We start from the raw sequence: 17,329 nt of genomic DNA on the forward strand, positions 1-17,329 counted from the left end.
CCTCCGTCCCAGTCAAGGAACGCACCCGACACGCGGACGCGCCGTTTTTTTGCCGGGCCTGCGGTGGCGTGCGAGGGATTGCGGTACTCCATGCGCGCTTCGCTCGCCTTGCACCTCGCCCTGTTCCGACGCCAGCGCGCGCAGATTGCCCGAGTGGTTGACGGACAGACGGCATCATTCCGAACCTACGAGGCCCGCTTCCGGCGGCGCACCTCGGGATACCGGAGCGTCACGACGCTGCCCGCCGTGTACCAGCAGGTACAGGCGGCGGACGTCGTCTACGTCGGCGACTACCACACGCTCCCGCTCGCGCAGGAGACCTATCTCGCACTGGTGGAGCGGGCGCAGGCCTCGGGCCGCCGCGTCATCATGGCGCTGGAGTGCGTGGAGGGCCGTCACCAGGCCACCGTGGATGCCTGGCGCGCCGGCCGCGTCACCGAGCGCTCCCTGCTGGCGAAGCTGGGACACGGCTCGGGGGTCTGGTCCAATACGCGCGCCCTGCTCTCCTTCGCGCGCAAGCAGAAGCTGGAAGTGGTGGGCATCGACCGCCGGGCGCAGGGTGAGCGCTCGCTGGAGCTTCGCGACGCCTACGCCGCCGAACGCATCGCCCGCGCCGCCCGCGCGCCGGACCGGCCGCTGGTCATGGTGCTGGTGGGCCAGTACCACGTGGCGCCCTGCCACCTGCCCGCGCAGGTGGAGCGCGCGCTCGGCACGGAGACGCGCAAGGGGCTGGTCGTGTACCAGAACGCGGAGGGCGTCTGGTGGCGGCTGGCTCGCGAAGGCCGCGTTGGCGCCGCGGAGGCCGTGGAGCTGGCCGACGGCACCCTGTGCCTGATGAACGCCTCGCCCGTGGTGTGCCAGCAGAGCTTCCTGGACTACCTGGAGGCGGAGGCCGGAGACGCCCCGCTGTTGGATCGCGGCGCCGCCGAGCGCTTCCGTGAAATGTCCGCGCTGATCGGCCGGCTCGCCGGCGTGCCCGTGGGCCGTTCCCTGGACACGGTGGACGTGGCCACCGCCGCGGACGGCGACGTCCTGGCGCGAATCCAGCGGCGCGGACGCTTCACCCAGGCCGAGCTGACCCAGCTTCGCCGCCACATCCTCTCCCGCGAGAGCAGCTACATCCCGCGCGCGCGGGTGGCCTACCTGGCGTCGCTGTCACTGAACCACGCGGCGGAGGAAGCGGCGCACTTCGTCCGGCACTGCGCCGTGGGTGACGCCATGGACGCGCCGCGCGGCGCCTCGGAGGCCTTCTACGCGCGCTGTCTGGAAGAGGCGCTGGGCTTCTTCGGCTCGAAGCTGGTGAACCCCCGGCGCACCTGCCTGGGCGTGGCCGAGTGGGCCAAGCGCTTCGGCGAGAGCCGCGGCGTGGAGCGGCAGATCGCCGCCTTCGTGCTGGCCCACAAGGCCACGGAGGCGGAAGCGCCGGAGGAAGCCGTGAAGCTCCTCCCCCTGCGCAAGGACCGGCTGTTCCACGGCGTCAGCCACGCCCTGGGCTATCTGCTCGGAGACCGGCTGTACCAGGCCTTCGACAGTGGCCAGGTGGCCAAGGCGGAGGTGCAGGCCCTGTTCCGCGACCCCTTCGTGGACCCGCGCGCGGCCTACTTCGCCTGGGCGGAACGCCTGGGCATCTGAGCCCGGCTACAAGTCAACCTGTCCCGAGGGAGGCGGAGGCGCGGCTTCCTCCTCCATGTCGAGCGGGCCGAACGTCCCATCCGGCTTCAACATCCGCTGCCGCTCCGGCGCTTCGCTCAGCACCCGGATGGCTCCGTCCGGGGTCAGGAAGTAGGCGATGCGGGACGCGGCGTGGATGACCGTGAGCGCGCCCAGCTCCGGGTAGAGCATCAGCGTCGCCAGCTCCGTCTCCAACGGCCCCCCGAAGAGGACGTGGGAGTGGGCCGAGCCCTGGTACAGCTCACCCTCCGGCCCAGGCTCCAGACTGATGGCGAAGACGTTCTGGTGCAGCCGCACCGCCTCCCGCTGCGTGCGCCCGTCAGGGCCGTAGCGGAACCGGATGTCCCCACCGAGATAGAAGCGCATGGGGTCCCGCGTGCCCTGGAGGACATAGACGGTGAGGTCACCATCCTCCTCCACGAAGACCACCGGATTGATGGTCCCCCGTTCGAAGGCCTCCACCGTGGCCAGCATCGACGTCTTCACCGCTCGGGCGACGGGGCTGAAGTCCCCGGGCAGCTCGTTGAGTGGCAGCGGAGCCATCTGCTCCGCGTCGTCACGCGGAGCCTTGAAGGCATAGGCCGGGGTGAAGGTGCCCGCATCGTCCAAGGTGCCGAAGAGGGCGTACCACCCGTCCTCACGAGGCACCGTGAAGAACCACTCCATGCGCGAGCGGTCCAGCGCGTCCTGGATGAGGAGCCGATCCGTGGCGAAGATGGCGGCGCGCTCCGCATCGAAGAGGTATTTCGCCCGCGTCTGCACCCGGCGCAGCTCCGCGTCATCCGGAACGGCCACCGTGGACTCCGGGCCCTCGGGCTTCACGCGGCCCGAGCGCGCGCCGCAACCGAAGAAGAGAACGGCGACGGCCAGCAATGGGAACACGCGCATGAGGACCTCGTCCGCGAAGGCAGGTCCACGCATTCTGCGCCAGCCGCCCACGACGCGCCACGCCGCGTGCGCCGACACGGTGTCCGCCACCGCCGGAGGGTCGGCGGCACATCCGCCGCCCCCTCCCTGGCGTTTGGCACGGGACTACGTCTTCTGCGGCGCGTTCGCCTGCATGGCCGACTTCACCTTCTCGCGGAAGGCGCGCATCTTCGATCGCATCTCGTCCTTCTGCGCGTCGGAGAGCTGGCCGCCCGAGGCTTCACGCTGGGCCTTCATCTCCTCACGCAGTTGGCGGCCCTCGGCCTTGAACTGGTCGGCCTGGGCCTGGGAGAGCCTTCCCTCGGCCACGGCCTTGTCCATCCGGTGCTCCATACGGGCCATCTTGTTCCCGTGCTTCTTGCCCTTGTGCCGGTGGTGCCCACCGTGCCCCTTGCAGTCCGCGGCAGGCGGATTTGCGGACTCGGGCGCGGCCGTCTGGGCCAGCACGGGCGCGGTGATGAACAGCGAGGCGACAGCAACGGAACGCAGGGCGGTCATGAGCTTCATCGTGGTTTGCTCCTCAGGGTGACTGAGGCTTCGGGGGCCGGCCTTCCCGTCACCTCATGCCCTGAAAAACCCCGCGCGGCGCGAAAGGTTAAATCCGCCCGAGCGGACGCCTTTCGCGCCTGCTTCCCTGCCCCACGCCCTACCGCGATGGGAGCTTCATCGCGCGGGTGGCGATGAAGCCGTTGTAGTACTGCGACAGGGCATCTTCCGGACCGAACGAGTCCTCGAAGAGGCCAATGATGGCGAGCCCCGCATCCGCCTGACCGCCAAGCTGGTCCTCCAGGGAGTGCCCCACACAGAGCGGCTCGCCCGCGTCCGTGAAGCGGCGGCGCTCCTCGTCGGACAGGCTGGTGAAGTCCGAATAGGGCATCCGGTACTTCAACGTGAAGATGCCCTGCTTCTCCAAGGAGAGGTCGAACAGGTAGTTCACGGGGTTGGTGAAGCCGGTCAGCAGCACGCCGCCGGGGCGCAGCACGCGCGCCGCTTCACGCCACACGGGGCGCACCGCGTCCACGAAGCCGTTGGAGCACGGGTGGAAGATGAGGTCGAAGCTCGCGTCCTCGAAGGCGGAGAGGTCGCGCATGTCGCCCTCCACCAGCCGCAGCTCCAGGCCCTCGCGCTCCGCCACCATGCGGTCCTGGCCGAGTTGCGCGGGCGAGTTGTCCAGCACCGACACCCGGGCGCCCGCCGCCGCCAGCACCGGGGCCTGCTGTCCACCCGAGCCCGCGAGGCAAAGGATGTCCTTGCCCCTCACGTCGCCGAACCACTCGCGCGGCACCGGCTTCATGGGAGTGAGGACGATGCTCCACTCGCCTTTGCGCGCCGCGGCGATGACCTCTGGGCTGACGGGAAGCGTCCACTTGTTGCCCGTGGCCACCTGACGGTCCCACGCCTCGCGGTTGTACGTCCGCACGTCCAATTCAGTCGTCATGCAGCACCCTTCCTTCCATGCCTCCGGCGACAGTGACGACTTCACCCGTCACATGTCCGGAGATTCGATCCGACGCGAGCGACACCACCGCCCGCGCCACGTCCACCGGCTGCGCCACCTTGCGCAGCGGCATCGTCCGCGTGACGCGTTCAACGAAGCCCGGCTGGGCCAGTTTGTCGCGGCTGCGGTCCACCGCCGTCCATCCCGGGCACACGACGTTGACGCGGCCCAGGGGCGCGATGCGGCCCAATTCGTTCTTGAGGCTCTTGAGGAAGCCACTCGCCAGCGCGCCCTTGGCGGCGGCGTAGTCAGCATGTCCTGCTTCACCGAACAGCCCCGCCGTGGAGCTGATGATGACGATGCTGCCCGTCTTCGTGGTGGCCACGTGCCGAAGGAAGGCGCGGCAGCACAGGAAGACGCTGTCCAGGTTCTCCGCCAGCGTGCGGCGCCAGCGCGTCAAGGACATCTCCCAGACAGGTTCATCCGGGGCGGGCCATACCCCCGCGTTGCACACCAGCACGTCCAACCGTCCCAGCGCGGCCACCGCCGCGGGAACCAGCGCGTCCACGTCGGCCTCCACCGTCAGGTCCGCGCGCAGCGCGGCGCCGCAAACGTCACGCGCCAGCGTCTGGGCCTTCTCGGTACTGGAGTGGTAGTGCACTGCCACCTTCGCGCCTTCTTCCGCGAAGGTATGGACCAGGGCGGTGCCGATTCCTCCGGCGCCGCCCGTGACCAGGACGCCTCTGCCCTGCAGCTCCGTGTCCATCCAGGTGTTCTCCTCGGGTCGTGCTTTCACGGGGCCGCTTCGCGGCGGAGTCCCGGGCACACCGGTGGCGTCCGGCGGCTCACGACGAGAAGCGGCCCCGGCGCCTGACAAGAGCCCGTCCATTGACGTGAAGGCCAGCGGAAAAATCCGCCCTGCCCCCCGCGCCGGGACCGGCTTCCTCTCCGCGCCAAATCCATGTTTATCTAGGCATAACCCTTTCAAGTCTACATCAAGGAGTCGCCATTGGCCTCGCACCGCCTCACGACCACCCCCCAGGACGAACCTTCCATCTTCACGTTCGAACGGCGGCACGTTCTCTTCTCGGTGGAGCACACGCGGTTCGAGTTCGTCCGCATGCTGGAGCGCCGGGCCAATGGCGAGGAGTTGCTCCTGGCCGACCGCTACCAGCGGCACGGGCTCGCCGGCCCCGTCGTCATCAAGCGCGTGCGCAGCCCCGCGAGTTCCGCGCGCCGGCACCGGCTGGTGGAGGAAGTGCAACTGGCCTACCGCCTCCACCATCCCAACGTCGCCCAGGTGCACTACTTCAAGATTCACCGGGGCAAGCCGTACATCATCATGGAGCACGTGGACGGGCCGTCGCTGGAGACCGTGCTGGACCTCATGGCCATGCGGGGGAAGCCCGTGTCCCTGGCCTTCGCGCTCCACGTCGCCGCGGAGCTGGCGGACGCCCTGCACCATGCCCACTCGCTCAAGGACGCGCAGGGCCGGCTCCTGGGACTGATTCATCGCGACGTCAGTCCCCGCAACGTGCGGGTAGCGCGTACGGGCGAGGTGAAGCTGACGCACTTTGGCGTGGCCTATTCACACCTGGTCGGCCGGGAAGAGACGGCGGAGGCGCTGCTCAAGGGCGACGTGGCCTATGCGTCCCCCGAATACCTCGCGGGCAAGACGCTGACCGCCGCCTCGGACCTCTTCTCGCTGGGGCTGGTGCTGTTGGAGCTGGCCACGGGACGGCACCTGTTCGCGGCCGCGGCGGATGCGCTGGAGCCACCGCGTGCGAAGTCGCGTGAGCTGCGCTTGGAGGAGCCCCCTTCCCTGCCGCTCACACAGATGCTGATGCTGCTGGAGGAGCATGGTCCCCAGGACGTGGAGCGAGCCGCCGCGAGCCTGCCGCCCGAGGTGCGCGCCGTCCTTCACGGGATGCTGCACAAGGACGCGACGAAGCGTTTCGGCTCGGCGGGAGCGCTGTGCGAGGCACTTCGGGAATGCCTCGTCCAGGAAGTCCGTCGCACCGGCCGCCCTTTCGGCAGGGCCGACATGGCCGCGGAGCTGACACGGCTCATCAGCGACGCCAGCGCGGTACGCGACGAGGTCGAACTGCTCGACGAGAGTCTCTTCCCATCGGGCCTCGAGGCCCATGAGCTGTCGGGGCGGGGCCCCAAGGACGCTTGAAGCCGGGCCCTGGTGCTAACGGGACAAGGCGCTCGCCATCACGACGAGCGCCTTGAGCTTCTCGTCGTCCAGCGTCTCCGAGAGCGTCATCAGCCGCCGTTGCAGCGAGGACTGCTTCTTCGCGCCCGCGCGGCCCTCTCGGGCGAGGCCCAGCAATTCATCCGTGGAGGTCCGCAGCACCATGGCCACCTTCCGGAGCGTGGACACGCGCGGCAACATCTTCCCCCGCTCCATCCGGCTGTAGACCATGGCGTGCATGTCCAACAGCGCCGCCACTTCCACCTGCGTCAGCCCCAGCCGCGCTCGCGCCTCGCGCACGGCCTTTCCAAACGTCGCTCCCAGTTCTTCGTCCATGGCTCGTCCGGAAGCCTAGCCCAAACCCCGGGGGCCGCCGAGTGGATGGCACGGCCCTAAACCCTTCAGGACCATGTCAGGCCAAGCACTTTCATCTTCCCTGGCAGTAGCGAGAACGGCATCCTCCCGGCGAGGTCCTGCTGGCGTCTGGTGACACTTCAGGTGGGGCCCGCCGGGTGGGAAGCTTCTGGGAGACGGCATGGCGGAAGCGCAGAGGCGAGAAGATTCGCCGGGGACACGCATCGCGGGCTTCACCCTGGGCAAGCGGCTGGGCAGCGGCGCGTGCGGCGACGTGTACCTCGCGATGCGCGACGGCGAGGAGGTCGCGCTCAAGCTCCAGTACCTCCACCGGATGGCGGGGTGGCCGGAGCGCGAGTGCGCCATCCTCCTGCGCCTGCGCCACCCCAACGTGGTGGCCTTTCGCGCCTGCGGCAAGTTCCCAGGCGTGGAGCCCCGGTTGTTCTACCTGGCGATGGAGTGCGTGCGAGGACGGACCCTGCACCAGTGGGTGGAAGAGGAGAACCCCAGCGCTCGACAGGTGGCACGGCTGCTGCGCGGCATGGCCCTGGGGTTGGAGGCCACGCACGCGGCGGGGGTCGTGCACCGCGACCTCAAGGAATCCAACGTCATGGTGCGGGAGCCGGACGGTGAGCCCGTCCTGGTGGACTTCGGCGTGGGCGACTTCGCCGGAGCCCCCCGCCTCACCCAGGGCGTCCTGCCGCCGGGCACCATGCGCTATCGCAGCCCGGAGGCGCTGGCGTTTCGCAGGGCCAGCAGCGCGGCCACGGACCCCCGATACCGGTGCGGGCCAGCGGATGACGTCTACGCGCTCGGCGTCGTCTTCTACTGGATGCTCACCGGCCGCCCTCCCTTCCTGGAGGTGGTGACCCCCACGGAAATCGAGGCCGTCATTTCCGAGGCGCCTTGCGCTCCCCACACGGTGAATCCGCGCGTGCCACCGGCGCTGAGCGAACTGTGTCTGCGGCTGCTGGCCAAGGCCCCCGAAGCCCGAGGGAGCGCGGAGGCACTGAGCGCGGACGTCGAGCGGGCACTCGCAGCCGCCGACGCGGCATGGGACGCGCCTTTGTGCGACTGGCGGCAGGATGCGGAAACACCCGGCCCCGACTCCGGGTCCGAGGACGACAATGACGCCGCGCTGGCGATGTGGGTCGAGGCAGGTGACGCTCGCAGGGACTCGCCCAGGCGCGGGCCCCTGCCCCACAAGCCGCCGCTGGAAATACGTGCCCCCGAAGCCGCGGCGCCACGAACGCCTGCGCGGGGACGTGTGGCTCGCTGGGCCGTGGTGCTCGCGGGGCTGGCGTGCGCGGTGGGTGCGTGGCTCTGGGTGGCGACACCCACGCCGGGTGCCGTGGGCAATCCCATCCGGGAAGTGGCTTTGCCCGGTGGCCCGCCGGAAAGTGAGCAGGCCGCGACCCTGCCCAGTCCCGGGCCCACCCTCGCGGCCGTCACCGCCGAGGTGGCGCACCCGAAGAAGGAAGAGCTCCCCGTGAAGCAGATGCCCGACAGCGTGACGACTCCCCAGCAGCCCGCCTCCAGCGCGCGGGCCCTCAAGGCAGCGGCCCGGACGATGGTGGCTGTCGCCGCCTGCTCGGGCCTGGGCTGCCCCAGCGGCCCGCAGGTGCGGCCGGCGCCTCCCGGCGAACCTTGTCCCCCCGGCGCGGTGGAAGCCATGAAGCGGGCCGGTATTCGCATCGGCGACGCCACCAGCCTCGCCTTCGTCGACGACAAGGACTTCGGAGAGCCCGTCCTCGTCCGGGAGGGCCGCGTCCAGGTCGAACTCGGAACAAACTTTGGCCCCCTGACCTCGGGAAAAGCCGTGGGCGAACTCATCTTCGCGGACCGCGTCTATGGCCGCTTCACGCAGGCCTACACCCGTGGAGGTGACTTCATCCCCGTGTGCCTGGAGATGGTCGAACAGTACGGAGTACGCGGCATCCGGCGGAAGGGCGGCGACCCGAGCCCGGGCACTGCCACGGTCAGCAACACCGCCGTGCTCTACGCCGTGAATCGCTTCGAATAGTGACCTCCGCCACCGGCTTGTTCCGCCAGCCAGGGAAGTGATTGTCCGTGCCCACGCCACTGCCCATCCCTCTTGCTCTCGCTTTCCTGCTGGCGGCGGCGCCCGCGCGCGCCCAGCCCGCCTCCTGCCGGGAGCCGACGGAACGCCCCGTAGAGCTGGACACGGAGCGGTGCGGCCGGCCACCCGAAATCCGGGTCGGCGAGGGCGTCGCCACGGTGCTGCGCTTCGACACGCCCCTGGTGCGCACGGAGGCGTCCGGACCGGGACGCTACCGGCAGGTGGTGGACGGCGAACTCCTCATCCTGGTGCCCGAGGAGCCGGTGGCCGACGAGTCCCGAACCACGCTGACCGTCTACTTCGCGGACGACGCGGTCCCCACCCAGGCCACGCTCCAACTCGTCGTGGCGACGCCCGCGCGGGCGGAGCGGCAGGTGGAGCTCTTCCGGCGAGCGCGCACGGCCGCCTCGCTCCAGCGGGAGCTGCGGGAGACCCAGCGAACGCTTCAAGAGCTGCGTGAGGAGAATGCGCGGCTGAAGGCAGCGCAGGCGCGTCCTGACGGATTGATGGGACTGTGGGTGAGTGGAGACATGGGCCGCACTGGCATCGCCGCAAGAGAGTTTCTGGACGTCCGGAAGCACGCGAGGAACAGCCTGGTGCTCCGGTCCGCGCTGACCTTCCGGGCCAGGAGCATGCTGGTGGTGGTGGGCCTGAAGAACCCGCTGGGCGCGAAGCCCTGGCAGGCCACCGGCGCGGCACTTGTGGGGCCGGATGGCGCGGAGTTGAAAGTCGCGCGAGTGTGGGCACCCGCCATCCTCAACCCCGGCGACGAAATGGACGTCCTGGTGAAGACCGAACCCGTGGAAGGCGCGCCCCGAGGCCCCTTCACCCTGACGCTGTGGGCGGAGGACGGCAAGCGCCCCATCATCCTCGGCAACATCGAGTTCCCGTGAGCTGACGGGGCGGCCAGGTGTTGCCGCGCACGTTTGTTGATGGCCTGGAGCGCCTCCACGGAGAGGTGAAGCGCCGCATCCGCTCCGTGGGTCGAGATGCAACCGAGCGCCGTAATTAGCCCTCAAGTCTTCGCTCACCTGAATCCGGAAGAATCCCCCCACTCTGCCAAGAGGATGAAGCGCAGTCCTTCGGGGGGAGGCGACAGGGACAACACCTTCACCACCACGGTGCGATGGAATAGGTGGACCACGGACTCCGCGAGGCGGAAGGCCAAGCGCTCTTCGAGAGGAACCTCTCCAAGCACCGCCTCGTCGAGCACCAGTTTGTCAAGGCTCAGGAGGAAGTGGCCGTCCGCGTCTTCCTCGAAGACTGAATTGCCCCGGTCCATGCATGCAAGCCGCCGCCACATGTGGACAAGCCAGTATCGCAATACGGATTCCCCTACCTGAACGTCCGCGGGAACCAGTTGAACACCATGAAGACGCTCCCGCGCGAGCGCGTCCTTGACTCGGCCGGACACCACGGGCGAGGGCAAACTGTGGTAGTCGGCCATGACGAGCTTTGGTGGCACCGGCTCGCTCAGCTTCAACTTCACAGGCGCAACTACCTGCACGGGCTTCCCTTTCCGAAATGCGGAGGCCGACTGGTCCCACGCCAGCAGAGGGTGTTGCTGGGAGCGGGCGCGAATGAGGACAAAGTAGTCGTCTTGCATGGCCTACTCCCCCACCTGAAGCGCACGCCGCTGTAGCGGTTCCCTGGTGTCGCTGTGACTGCGCCCGACGGGGCATGCACGGCGCGGCTTGTCCTGGATGCTCGTGGCGCCGGCACAACCTCTCCCCCCAGGCAGGTAGTCCAGCCCATCGGTGGTGAGCGTCCACTTCCCGCTGGCCAGCTTCGTGAGAATCTGGCGACTGATCCGGTCCAAGGACTGCGTCAGCGCCGCAGGCTTTTGGCAGTAGTCGCCCCGCTCCACGGCATCAGCGACAGCTTCCAGCGCTCCCTTCACCGCATCTGGGTACGCCATGTCCATGTCGAAAGCCCACCCTCCTGAATGAGGACCGATGTGGACAGGGACGTGGAGTTCGCATGCCACGGCCATGACCATGGGCAGCATGACGCCATTCTCCCGCCGGTTGATGTCGTAGCCGAACTCCCGACAGAACCGGGCCCAGTTCTCGTCATCCGCCATGGCCTCCGAGCAGATGAGGTGGTGGGCGGCGATGGACCAGCGCCCCGTGTACCAGGGGGTGCTCGCTGGACTCCCGGCCCGCGAGGATGTTCTCCCGCAACTCCGTTGAGTTCCCCACGTGCCAGCCCCACGCGGCGGCGAACTTGTGCCACGCCTTCCCGCAGTACTCACACGGTGGGCGCGGAGGCGGCTTCGGCCCCTCGCCCGGCTTCGTTTTCAGAAATCGGACTCGGGCACCACGGATGATGACGGGCATGCCTGGAAGCACACACCCGCCACGCCGACTAATGAATGGCACGCGGGCGCAGGCGAACACGCACTTTCCTACAGGAGTCCTGAGCCACACCAAGCGCCTACCAGCAAGCAGGCTGCCCTACACACGATTCGGGCCTGGACCCTTCCGCGTCGGCTGCGTAGGCAATGGGCTCACGGTCAGTGACTCACTCCGGATAAGAGCTCTTCGCCGCTTCCGTGCGAGCGCGCTCCGCGGCCTTGCGCTCCTGCCACATGCGCTCACTCTCCGCGTTGCGCTGGATGGAGCGAGCAAGCGCCTCGGGATACTTCTCCACGATGAGGGGCGCGAGCCGTTCGAGCGACTGCTTGAGGTCGGGGAACGCGGTCTGATCCTTGTCGACCAGGATCTTCCAGGGCGCGGAGACGGAGCTTCGCGTCATGTCAAAGGCGACTTGAGACGACTGAAGCTCCTCCGGAACGCTGATGGAGACATAGGAAACCGACGCCCCACTGCACGGCGTGACGGAGGCGGACTTCCGGGAGCCCGTCGAGCGGTGCGGCAGCGCGCCTGACCGCACTCCGTACTCAATGTGGCATGCATTCAGGGGCAGCAACTGCGCCTGGACCGCGGCGAGTTCCTGAAGGCCGCTGACGTCGGTATTCAAGCCGCCCCGGCCAAACCCGCCCCCCACGACCAGAAAGGCCCCGCCGCCCATGAGGCCAACCATCATCACCACCGCGACGATGATGATGATGGCGGAGTTGCCGGACTTCCGCGCCGACTGCGTAGACGATGGATTCATTGAGGCACGAGCCTAAGTGGAGCGAGCGCACACTGAAAATCCGTCAACAGGCGGCACGCCAAAAAGGCGAGACATTCACTCCGGATAAGAATTCTTCGCTTCTTCTTTGAGAGCGCGTTCAGCGTCCTTCCGCTCCTGTCTCTCGCGTGCCAGTCGCACCTTCAAGTCGGCGTCTTCCTGGCGCTCGATGGGGTACTGCGTGAGCAAGAAGGGGGCGAGTTGTTCGAGCGACTGCTTGAGCGCGGGGAACGCGGTCTGATCCTTGTCGACCAGGATTTTCCAGGGCGCGGAGACGGAGCTTCGCCTCATGTCGAAGGCGACGTCGCGCACCTGCCGCTCCGATGGCACACGGACGGAGATACGATAGGAGGACGGAGTCCCGCAGGGCGTGACGTAGGCATATTCCTGGGAGCCAATCCAACGCCTCCCGCCCGATCCTCTTCGACTCCCGTACTCGACCTCGCATGCATCCAGGGGCAGCAACTGCGCCTGGACGGCGGCAAGCTCCGGAAGGCGCCCCACGTTCGTGGTCCGAATCCAGCCCATGGGCCGGATGCCCAACGTCACCACCCCGGTGAGCGCGATGCCCAACGTCACAACGGAAAAGCCGATGATGTTCTTCTTGACCACGGACATCCGCGCGGGTGGCGTAGGCAATGTCTCCATTGCCGCCGCAACCTAGCCGAGCCCACACAACCTGGACAATCCGGCGACGGGCACCGCCCGGCGGGGTTCGCACCGGCGTCAGTCACGCCCAGCGGCCGTTCTACGGCTCGTCGTCCATGTCGTCGAGTTGGTCTTGTGCAAGCTCCCGGTAGTACGGCACGACTTCGACGGCCAACACGTCGCGCATCAGTTGCCGCGCGCTGTTGTAGTCCCCAGCCCGCTGGTGCTGCCACATCACGTGCAGCGCATCGGTGAGCCTGTTTGAGCCGTCCGTGATGCGGCGTCCAGTCTCACGCATCAGTGCCAAGGCCCCCTCCTCAACACGCGGCGGGAGAGTGCGCGGAACAAGTCCCAGTTAGGGCGGTTGGCCATGGGTCAGGGCCTTTTCTTCCGCTTCGGGCCGCACATATCAAGGGGCCAATCCTGCTGCCCTTCACACATGCGAAGGCAGTCGTAGCAGGGCCCGGCGAACAGCCCCTCTTTGCAGTCGCCGTAGTTCCGAATGCAGCGGCGCTTCCATCGCCTCCATGGCCATCTTGACGCCCGCCATGTGAGAGGCGGCCTCGCCCGCTGTGAGGCCACACGCCTCGGGCACACCAGGGTTGCGCTGGAGGCAGCACGACACCGTGTCGGTACAGGACGCCAGGGCATAGGCATCGCGGCGGTTGGCCGCACCGCCGCCCGACAGGACTCGGGCGGCGGCCGTTACGCGGCGTTCGGAGGTGCTACGACAACCGCAACAACTTGCGCGCCTGCTCCGGCGTAGCGGGCTCGCGGCCGTGGGCACGCGCGCGCTTCGCCGCCTCGGCGACGAGCTCCCAGTTGCCCTTCGCGAGCACGCCCTTGGACACGTAGATGTTGTCCTCCAGGCCCACGCGCGCGTTGCCGCCCCGCTTCGCCGCCTCGTCCACGTAGGCCAGTTGGTGCCGGCCCACGCCCGCCACCGTCCAGGTGGAACCTTCGGGCAGCGAGGCGATCATGAAGTCCAGCACCTCCGGACGCGGCTGCAACGTACCCGGCACCCCGAGCACGAAGTCGAAGTGCGCCGGCAGGTCCACCAGGCCTTCCTTCGCCAGGTAGCGGGCCTCGTCAATCATGCCCACGTCGAAGCACTCCAGCTCCGGCCGCAACCCGGCTGCGCGGATGCGCCTGGCGATGTCACGCACCAGCGGCCGGGGATTCCAGAAGACCTCCTCGCCGAAGTTCACCGTGCCCGTCGTCAAGGTGGCCATGTCCGGCCGGTCCTCGCCGGTGAGCGTCAGCGGCCCGCAGCGCTGGTCCACCGTCATGCCCACCGCGCCGCCCGTGGACGTCTGGATGAGCACGTCCGTGCGCTTGCGGATGGCGCGGATGGCCGCGCGGAACAACTCCGCGTCCTGCGACGGCTTGCCGTCCGCCGTGCGCACGTGCAGGTGCACCATCGCCGCGCCGGCCTCGCGGCAGCGCGCGGCGTCCTCGGCGATCTCCTCCGCGGTGATGGGCAGGTGCGGCGTCTGCTCGCGCGTCGTCTCCGCGCCCACCATGGCCGCGGTGATGACCATGGGCGTGCTCATTTCTGGCCTCGCTGCTTGTCCTTGGGCACCACGCACGTCCCCGTGGCCCGGCACACCACCACCGGCTCCGTCAGGACGTCCGCCGCCGAGTCATTCACGTCCGGCCGCGGCTTGATGACCTTGCGCGCCTCGAAGCGCATCTTCCGCGACGTGTTGCCCGCGCTGACGATTTCGCCCTCCGCCTCGATGAAGTCGCCCGCGTACACCGGGGCCAGGAACTCCACGGAGTCATAGGCGCGGAAGAGGCCCTCGTCCCCGTCGCTGCGGATGCACAGCTCCGTGGCCACGTCGCCAAAGAGGCCCAGCATCCGCGCGCCGTCGACCAGGTTGCCGCCGTAGTGCGCGTCGTGGCTGCTCATGCGCAGCCGGATGACCGCCTTCGTTCCCGTGCTCACTGAGGCTCTCCCTGATAGTGCGCGTCCTTCGGCTCCTTGCCTTCCTTCTTGAGGAGCGCGTGGACGATGTAGTTGGCCACGTCGGACGGCTTGGTACCGGGCCCAAAGCCGGCGTCAAAGCCCAGCTCCAGCGCCAGCTTGTGGTCCACGCGGGGCCCGCCCAGCAGCAACTGGACCTTGCCGTGGATGCCAGCGGCCTTCGCCGCGTCGATGAACTGCCGCGAGTTGTCCTTGTGCACGTCGCGCTGGGTGACGACCTGGCTGACCAGGATGGCGTCCGCGTTGCGCGCCATGGCCTTCTTGATGAGGTCCTCGTTCGGCACCTGGCTGCCCAGGTTGAAGGCCTCGAACCCGGGGTATCGCTCCAGGCCGTAGTCGCCCGCGTAGCCCTTCATGTTGAGGATGGCGTCGATGCCCACCGTGTGCGTGTCCGTGCCCGTGCAGGCGCCGAACACCACGATGCGCCGCTTCACCTTCTCCTTGATGAAGGCGTTGAGGTCGTCGAAGGACATCTTCTTCACGACGACTTCGGGCACGTCGATTTCGGCGTAGTCCAGCGTGACGGCTGAACGCGCGTAGACGATGAAGAAGGTGTAGGTGTCCGCGGCGCGCTCGGCGGCGGCCACCTTCACGTCGGTGAAGCCCATCTTCTTCGTGAAGACGGCGGCGGCCTCCTTGGCCTTCTCGGACAGCGGCACCGGCAGGGTGAACGACAGCTGCACCACGCCGTCGTCCCGCCGGTCGCCGTAGGGACGGATGATCTGCTTGCTCGGCTTCACCATCGGCTCACTTCCCCCCGGCCCGCTGAATCTTGACGCTGGAGCCCACCTTCTGGGCCAGCGGCGCGAACCGCTCCTTCTTCGTCTGCTCCAGGTAGAAGACGACGGACCACGTCGTCTTTCCGTCGCAGCCCACATACGTCACGGAATCCACCGCGCCACTGCCATCCGGCGCCACGTCCGTCTCCTGACGCTTCGCCGCTGGCTGGGCGCCCACCTTCAGACGCTCCCAGCCCCTGCCGCCAATGGACGCGACAATCTTGTCCACGCACGTCTGAGCCTTCATGCCCGCCGTCTGCACGGCGCCCACGTCAACCAGGAAGTAGGCGTCCCCGCTGGGCGCCTGGAACTTGAACGTCCCCGCATCCTCGGAGCGGTTCCACGAAGCGGGAACCTGGAGGGAGACGTTCTTCACCTGGACCTGCGCCAGCGCATCCGCGGAGCCGCCCGCGGAGAGCACCATGGCAAGGATTGAACCGAGCATCACTGCGCCTCCAGGAGTTCCAGGAACGGGTTGAAATAGTCCGGCGCCTTCTCCAGCACGCCGTCGAGGCCCTTGCCGCCGGTCTCCTCGCGCTTCACGTCACCGAAGTGGCCCCGGCCGATGGCGGTCACCATGCCCTCGTCGCGGCACTCCTGGAGCAGCTGCTCCGCCCGGGCGAACACCTCGCGGGCCCGGTTGGCGATCTTCCCGTCCTCGCGGACGGTGAACTCCTCGTCGATGCCTCGCGCCGCGCGGTGGATGTAGGCCGCGGACTTGAGTGCCACGTAGCGGTCCGCCAAGAGCGGCGTGTGCATGGCCTCCGTCATCATGCCCAGCAACTGGATGCCCTGCCGCGTCCACATGGCCACCAGGTTCGCCATCACGTCGTACGCGTGGCTGAAGAAGATGTCCGTCTCCTTGTGCTTGGTGGGCGGCATGTACTTCAACGGCGCGTCCGGGAAGCAGCGGCGCACCAGCATGGCCTGGGACAGCTCGAGCAGCAGCGTGTCCTCGCGGTACGGGTCGATTTCGTACGCGTGGCCGATGCCCAGCTGCCAGTCCTTGAGGCCCGCGCGCTTGGCGAAGCACTCGTTGATGAACTGGCTGGCGATGACGGTGTGGGCCGCGTCGTACGCGTCCGCGGTGGTGATGTAGTTGTCCTCGCCGGTGTTGATGATGATGCCGGCCAGGGCGCAGATGCGGCGGCTGAAGTACTGGTCGATGAACGTGCGCCGCATGTTGATGTCACGGAAGAGGATTCCGTACATCGCGTCGTTGAGCAGCATGTCCAGCTTCTCGTAGGCCGCGCAGAAGGCGATCTCCGACATGCAGAGGCCGGACGAGTAGTTGGTCAGCTGGATGTAGCGCTTGAGCTTGCGGCTCTCGTCATCCAGGGCCTCGCGCATGATGCGGAAGTTCTCCTGGGTGGCGTAGGTGCCGCCGTAGCCCTCCGTCGTCGCGCCGTGGGGCACGTAGTCCAGCAGCGACTGCGCCGTGGACCGGATGACGGCGATGACGTCCGCGCCCGCCTGGGCCGCCGCGCGCGCCTGGTCCACGTCGTCGTAGATGTTGCCCGTGGCCACGATGACGTACTTGTGTGGCGCGGGGGGCATGGGGAACTGCTTGCGGAGCTCTTCGCGCTGAGCGATGCGGGCCTTCAAGTCATCGAGCGCGGCGCGGGCTTCCGCGCGGACCTCCTCACGGAGGTTGTGCTCCTGCTCGGGAGACAGGGGGGCCAGCTTCTCGGTGGGGAGCGCCGTCAGCCGCTCCACGGCCTCCAGCGGGCTCTTCGCGCCCAGATGCAGCGCGCGGCCGTACCAGTAAGCGGCGCCCTTGTTGAGCACCCCGGCGGCCTTCAGCTTGTCCACCATCAGGTTGGCGAGCGGCACGCCCCGCGCGCCAGCTCCAGAGAGGCCGAAGAAGCGCAGCACGGTGCGCTCGGTGGATACAGTGGTGTTACGGCGGATGAGGTCGAAGATCGGGTTGACGATTTCGTCCGCCAGCTTGCGCGCATGATCAATCCGCGCGTCTTCAATGAACGGGCCTGGCATGGGCGCACCTTACCCGCCCGAACGACAGCCGGTAGCGCCGATGCGCACCTGTATGACGTTGCCGCACCGCATTATCGGTTCCGAGTTCAAAGCACCGAAGGGCCGGTGAGCTCCT

Annotated in this window: 18 protein-coding genes and 2 pseudogenes; 4 read left to right on the forward strand and 16 right to left on the reverse strand. The window is 68.2% G+C overall.

Going from position 1 to position 17,329, the window contains the following annotated elements; all coding sequences use genetic code 11:
* The first annotated feature begins 90 nt into the window (after window positions 1–90).
* Window positions 91–1,632, forward strand: a complete 1,542-nt coding sequence (locus tag BHS09_RS22000; RefSeq protein WP_174258861.1) for a ChaN family lipoprotein — start codon at window positions 91–93, stop codon at window positions 1,630–1,632.
* A 6-nt stretch (window positions 1,633–1,638) separates the two neighbouring features.
* Here BHS09_RS22000 and BHS09_RS22005 read toward each other — a convergent pair whose 3' ends face one another.
* From BHS09_RS22005 to BHS09_RS22020, 4 genes are all read right to left on the reverse strand, one after another.
* Window positions 1,639–2,559: a hypothetical protein gene (locus tag BHS09_RS22005; RefSeq protein ID WP_237079756.1), complete on the reverse strand. Its 921-nt coding sequence runs from the start codon at window positions 2,557–2,559 to the stop codon at window positions 1,639–1,641.
* A 144-nt stretch (window positions 2,560–2,703) separates the two neighbouring features.
* Window positions 2,704–3,105: a hypothetical protein gene (locus tag BHS09_RS22010; RefSeq protein WP_140798848.1), complete on the reverse strand. Its 402-nt coding sequence runs from the start codon at window positions 3,103–3,105 to the stop codon at window positions 2,704–2,706.
* 139 nt (window positions 3,106–3,244) lie between these two features.
* Window positions 3,245–4,036 carry a class I SAM-dependent methyltransferase gene (locus BHS09_RS22015; RefSeq protein WP_140798849.1) on the reverse strand — a complete coding sequence of 264 codons (792 nt, stop codon included), beginning with the start codon at window positions 4,034–4,036 and terminating at the stop codon, window positions 3,245–3,247.
* Window positions 4,026–4,802, reverse strand: a complete 777-nt coding sequence (locus BHS09_RS22020; RefSeq protein ID WP_140800736.1) for an SDR family NAD(P)-dependent oxidoreductase — start codon at window positions 4,800–4,802, stop codon at window positions 4,026–4,028. Before BHS09_RS22020 ends, BHS09_RS22015 begins: the two co-directional genes overlap by 11 nt.
* A 243-nt stretch (window positions 4,803–5,045) precedes the next feature.
* On the opposite strand from BHS09_RS22020, the gene BHS09_RS22025 reads away from it, so the two are divergent.
* Entirely contained in the window at window positions 5,046–6,215 is a 1,170-nt protein-coding gene (locus BHS09_RS22025) for a serine/threonine-protein kinase (protein WP_140798851.1), read from the forward strand.
* A 15-nt stretch (window positions 6,216–6,230) separates the two neighbouring features.
* Here BHS09_RS22025 and BHS09_RS22030 read toward each other — a convergent pair whose 3' ends face one another.
* Complete coding sequence (locus BHS09_RS22030; protein ID WP_140792938.1) at window positions 6,231–6,569, reverse strand: helix-turn-helix domain-containing protein; 339 nt, start codon at window positions 6,567–6,569, stop codon at window positions 6,231–6,233.
* Between the two features lie 199 nt (window positions 6,570–6,768).
* Here BHS09_RS22030 and BHS09_RS22035 point away from each other — a divergent pair, with 199 nt between their 5' ends.
* On the forward strand, window positions 6,769–8,610 hold the full coding sequence (locus BHS09_RS22035; protein ID WP_140798852.1) for a serine/threonine-protein kinase: 1,842 nt from the start codon (window positions 6,769–6,771) through the stop codon (window positions 8,608–8,610).
* Between the two features lie 47 nt (window positions 8,611–8,657).
* Window positions 8,658–9,560, forward strand: a complete 903-nt coding sequence (locus BHS09_RS22040) for a DUF2381 family protein (protein ID WP_237079757.1) — start codon at window positions 8,658–8,660, stop codon at window positions 9,558–9,560.
* Between the two features lie 134 nt (window positions 9,561–9,694).
* Here the strand turns inward: BHS09_RS22040 and BHS09_RS22045 are convergent, their stop codons facing one another.
* From BHS09_RS22045 to kamD, 11 genes and pseudogenes are all read right to left on the reverse strand, one after another.
* Window positions 9,695–10,273 carry an imm11 family protein gene (locus BHS09_RS22045; RefSeq protein WP_140798855.1) on the reverse strand — a complete coding sequence of 193 codons (579 nt, stop codon included), beginning with the start codon at window positions 10,271–10,273 and terminating at the stop codon, window positions 9,695–9,697.
* A 3-nt stretch (window positions 10,274–10,276) separates the two neighbouring features.
* A complete protein-coding gene (locus BHS09_RS39475; protein WP_237079758.1) occupies window positions 10,277–10,750 on the reverse strand; it encodes an AHH domain-containing protein in 474 nt (157 codons plus the stop codon).
* Between the two features lie 440 nt (window positions 10,751–11,190).
* Window positions 11,191–11,787: a hypothetical protein gene (locus tag BHS09_RS22055; protein ID WP_140798856.1), complete on the reverse strand. Its 597-nt coding sequence runs from the start codon at window positions 11,785–11,787 to the stop codon at window positions 11,191–11,193.
* A gap of 75 nt (window positions 11,788–11,862) precedes the next feature.
* A complete protein-coding gene (locus BHS09_RS22060; protein WP_237079759.1) occupies window positions 11,863–12,453 on the reverse strand; it encodes a hypothetical protein in 591 nt (196 codons plus the stop codon).
* 100 nt (window positions 12,454–12,553) lie between these two features.
* Window positions 12,554–12,772, reverse strand: a pseudogene (locus BHS09_RS22065) (DUF2379 family protein); the annotation flags it as partial.
* A 56-nt stretch (window positions 12,773–12,828) separates the two neighbouring features.
* Window positions 12,829–13,141: pseudogene (locus BHS09_RS39480) on the reverse strand (hypothetical protein).
* Window positions 13,142–13,178: 37 nt separating this feature from the next.
* The gene (gene kce, locus BHS09_RS22075) at window positions 13,179–14,006 is read right to left on the reverse strand and encodes a 3-keto-5-aminohexanoate cleavage enzyme (protein WP_140798857.1); all 828 of its coding nucleotides are present in this window, start codon (window positions 14,004–14,006) and stop codon (window positions 13,179–13,181) included.
* Window positions 14,003–14,401, reverse strand: coding sequence for a 3-aminobutyryl-CoA ammonia lyase (gene kal, locus BHS09_RS22080; protein WP_201799732.1), 399 nt, complete (start codon window positions 14,399–14,401; stop codon window positions 14,003–14,005). Before kal ends, kce begins: the two co-directional genes overlap by 4 nt.
* Window positions 14,398–15,183, reverse strand: coding sequence for a lysine 5,6-aminomutase subunit beta (gene kamE, locus BHS09_RS22085; protein ID WP_140792954.1), 786 nt, complete (start codon window positions 15,181–15,183; stop codon window positions 14,398–14,400). The genes kal and kamE overlap by 4 nt, the downstream gene beginning before the upstream one ends.
* A gap of 4 nt (window positions 15,184–15,187) precedes the next feature.
* On the reverse strand, window positions 15,188–15,667 hold the full coding sequence (locus BHS09_RS22090; RefSeq protein ID WP_140792956.1) for a hypothetical protein: 480 nt from the start codon (window positions 15,665–15,667) through the stop codon (window positions 15,188–15,190).
* On the reverse strand, window positions 15,664–17,214 hold the full coding sequence (kamD, locus tag BHS09_RS22095) for a lysine 5,6-aminomutase subunit alpha (protein WP_140792958.1): 1,551 nt from the start codon (window positions 17,212–17,214) through the stop codon (window positions 15,664–15,666). Before kamD ends, BHS09_RS22090 begins: the two co-directional genes overlap by 4 nt.
* Between the last annotated feature and the right edge of the window lie 115 nt (window positions 17,215–17,329).

This window comes from Myxococcus xanthus (genome assembly GCF_006402735.1).
Classification (GTDB): Bacteria; Myxococcota; Myxococcia; order Myxococcales; family Myxococcaceae; genus Myxococcus; species Myxococcus xanthus_A.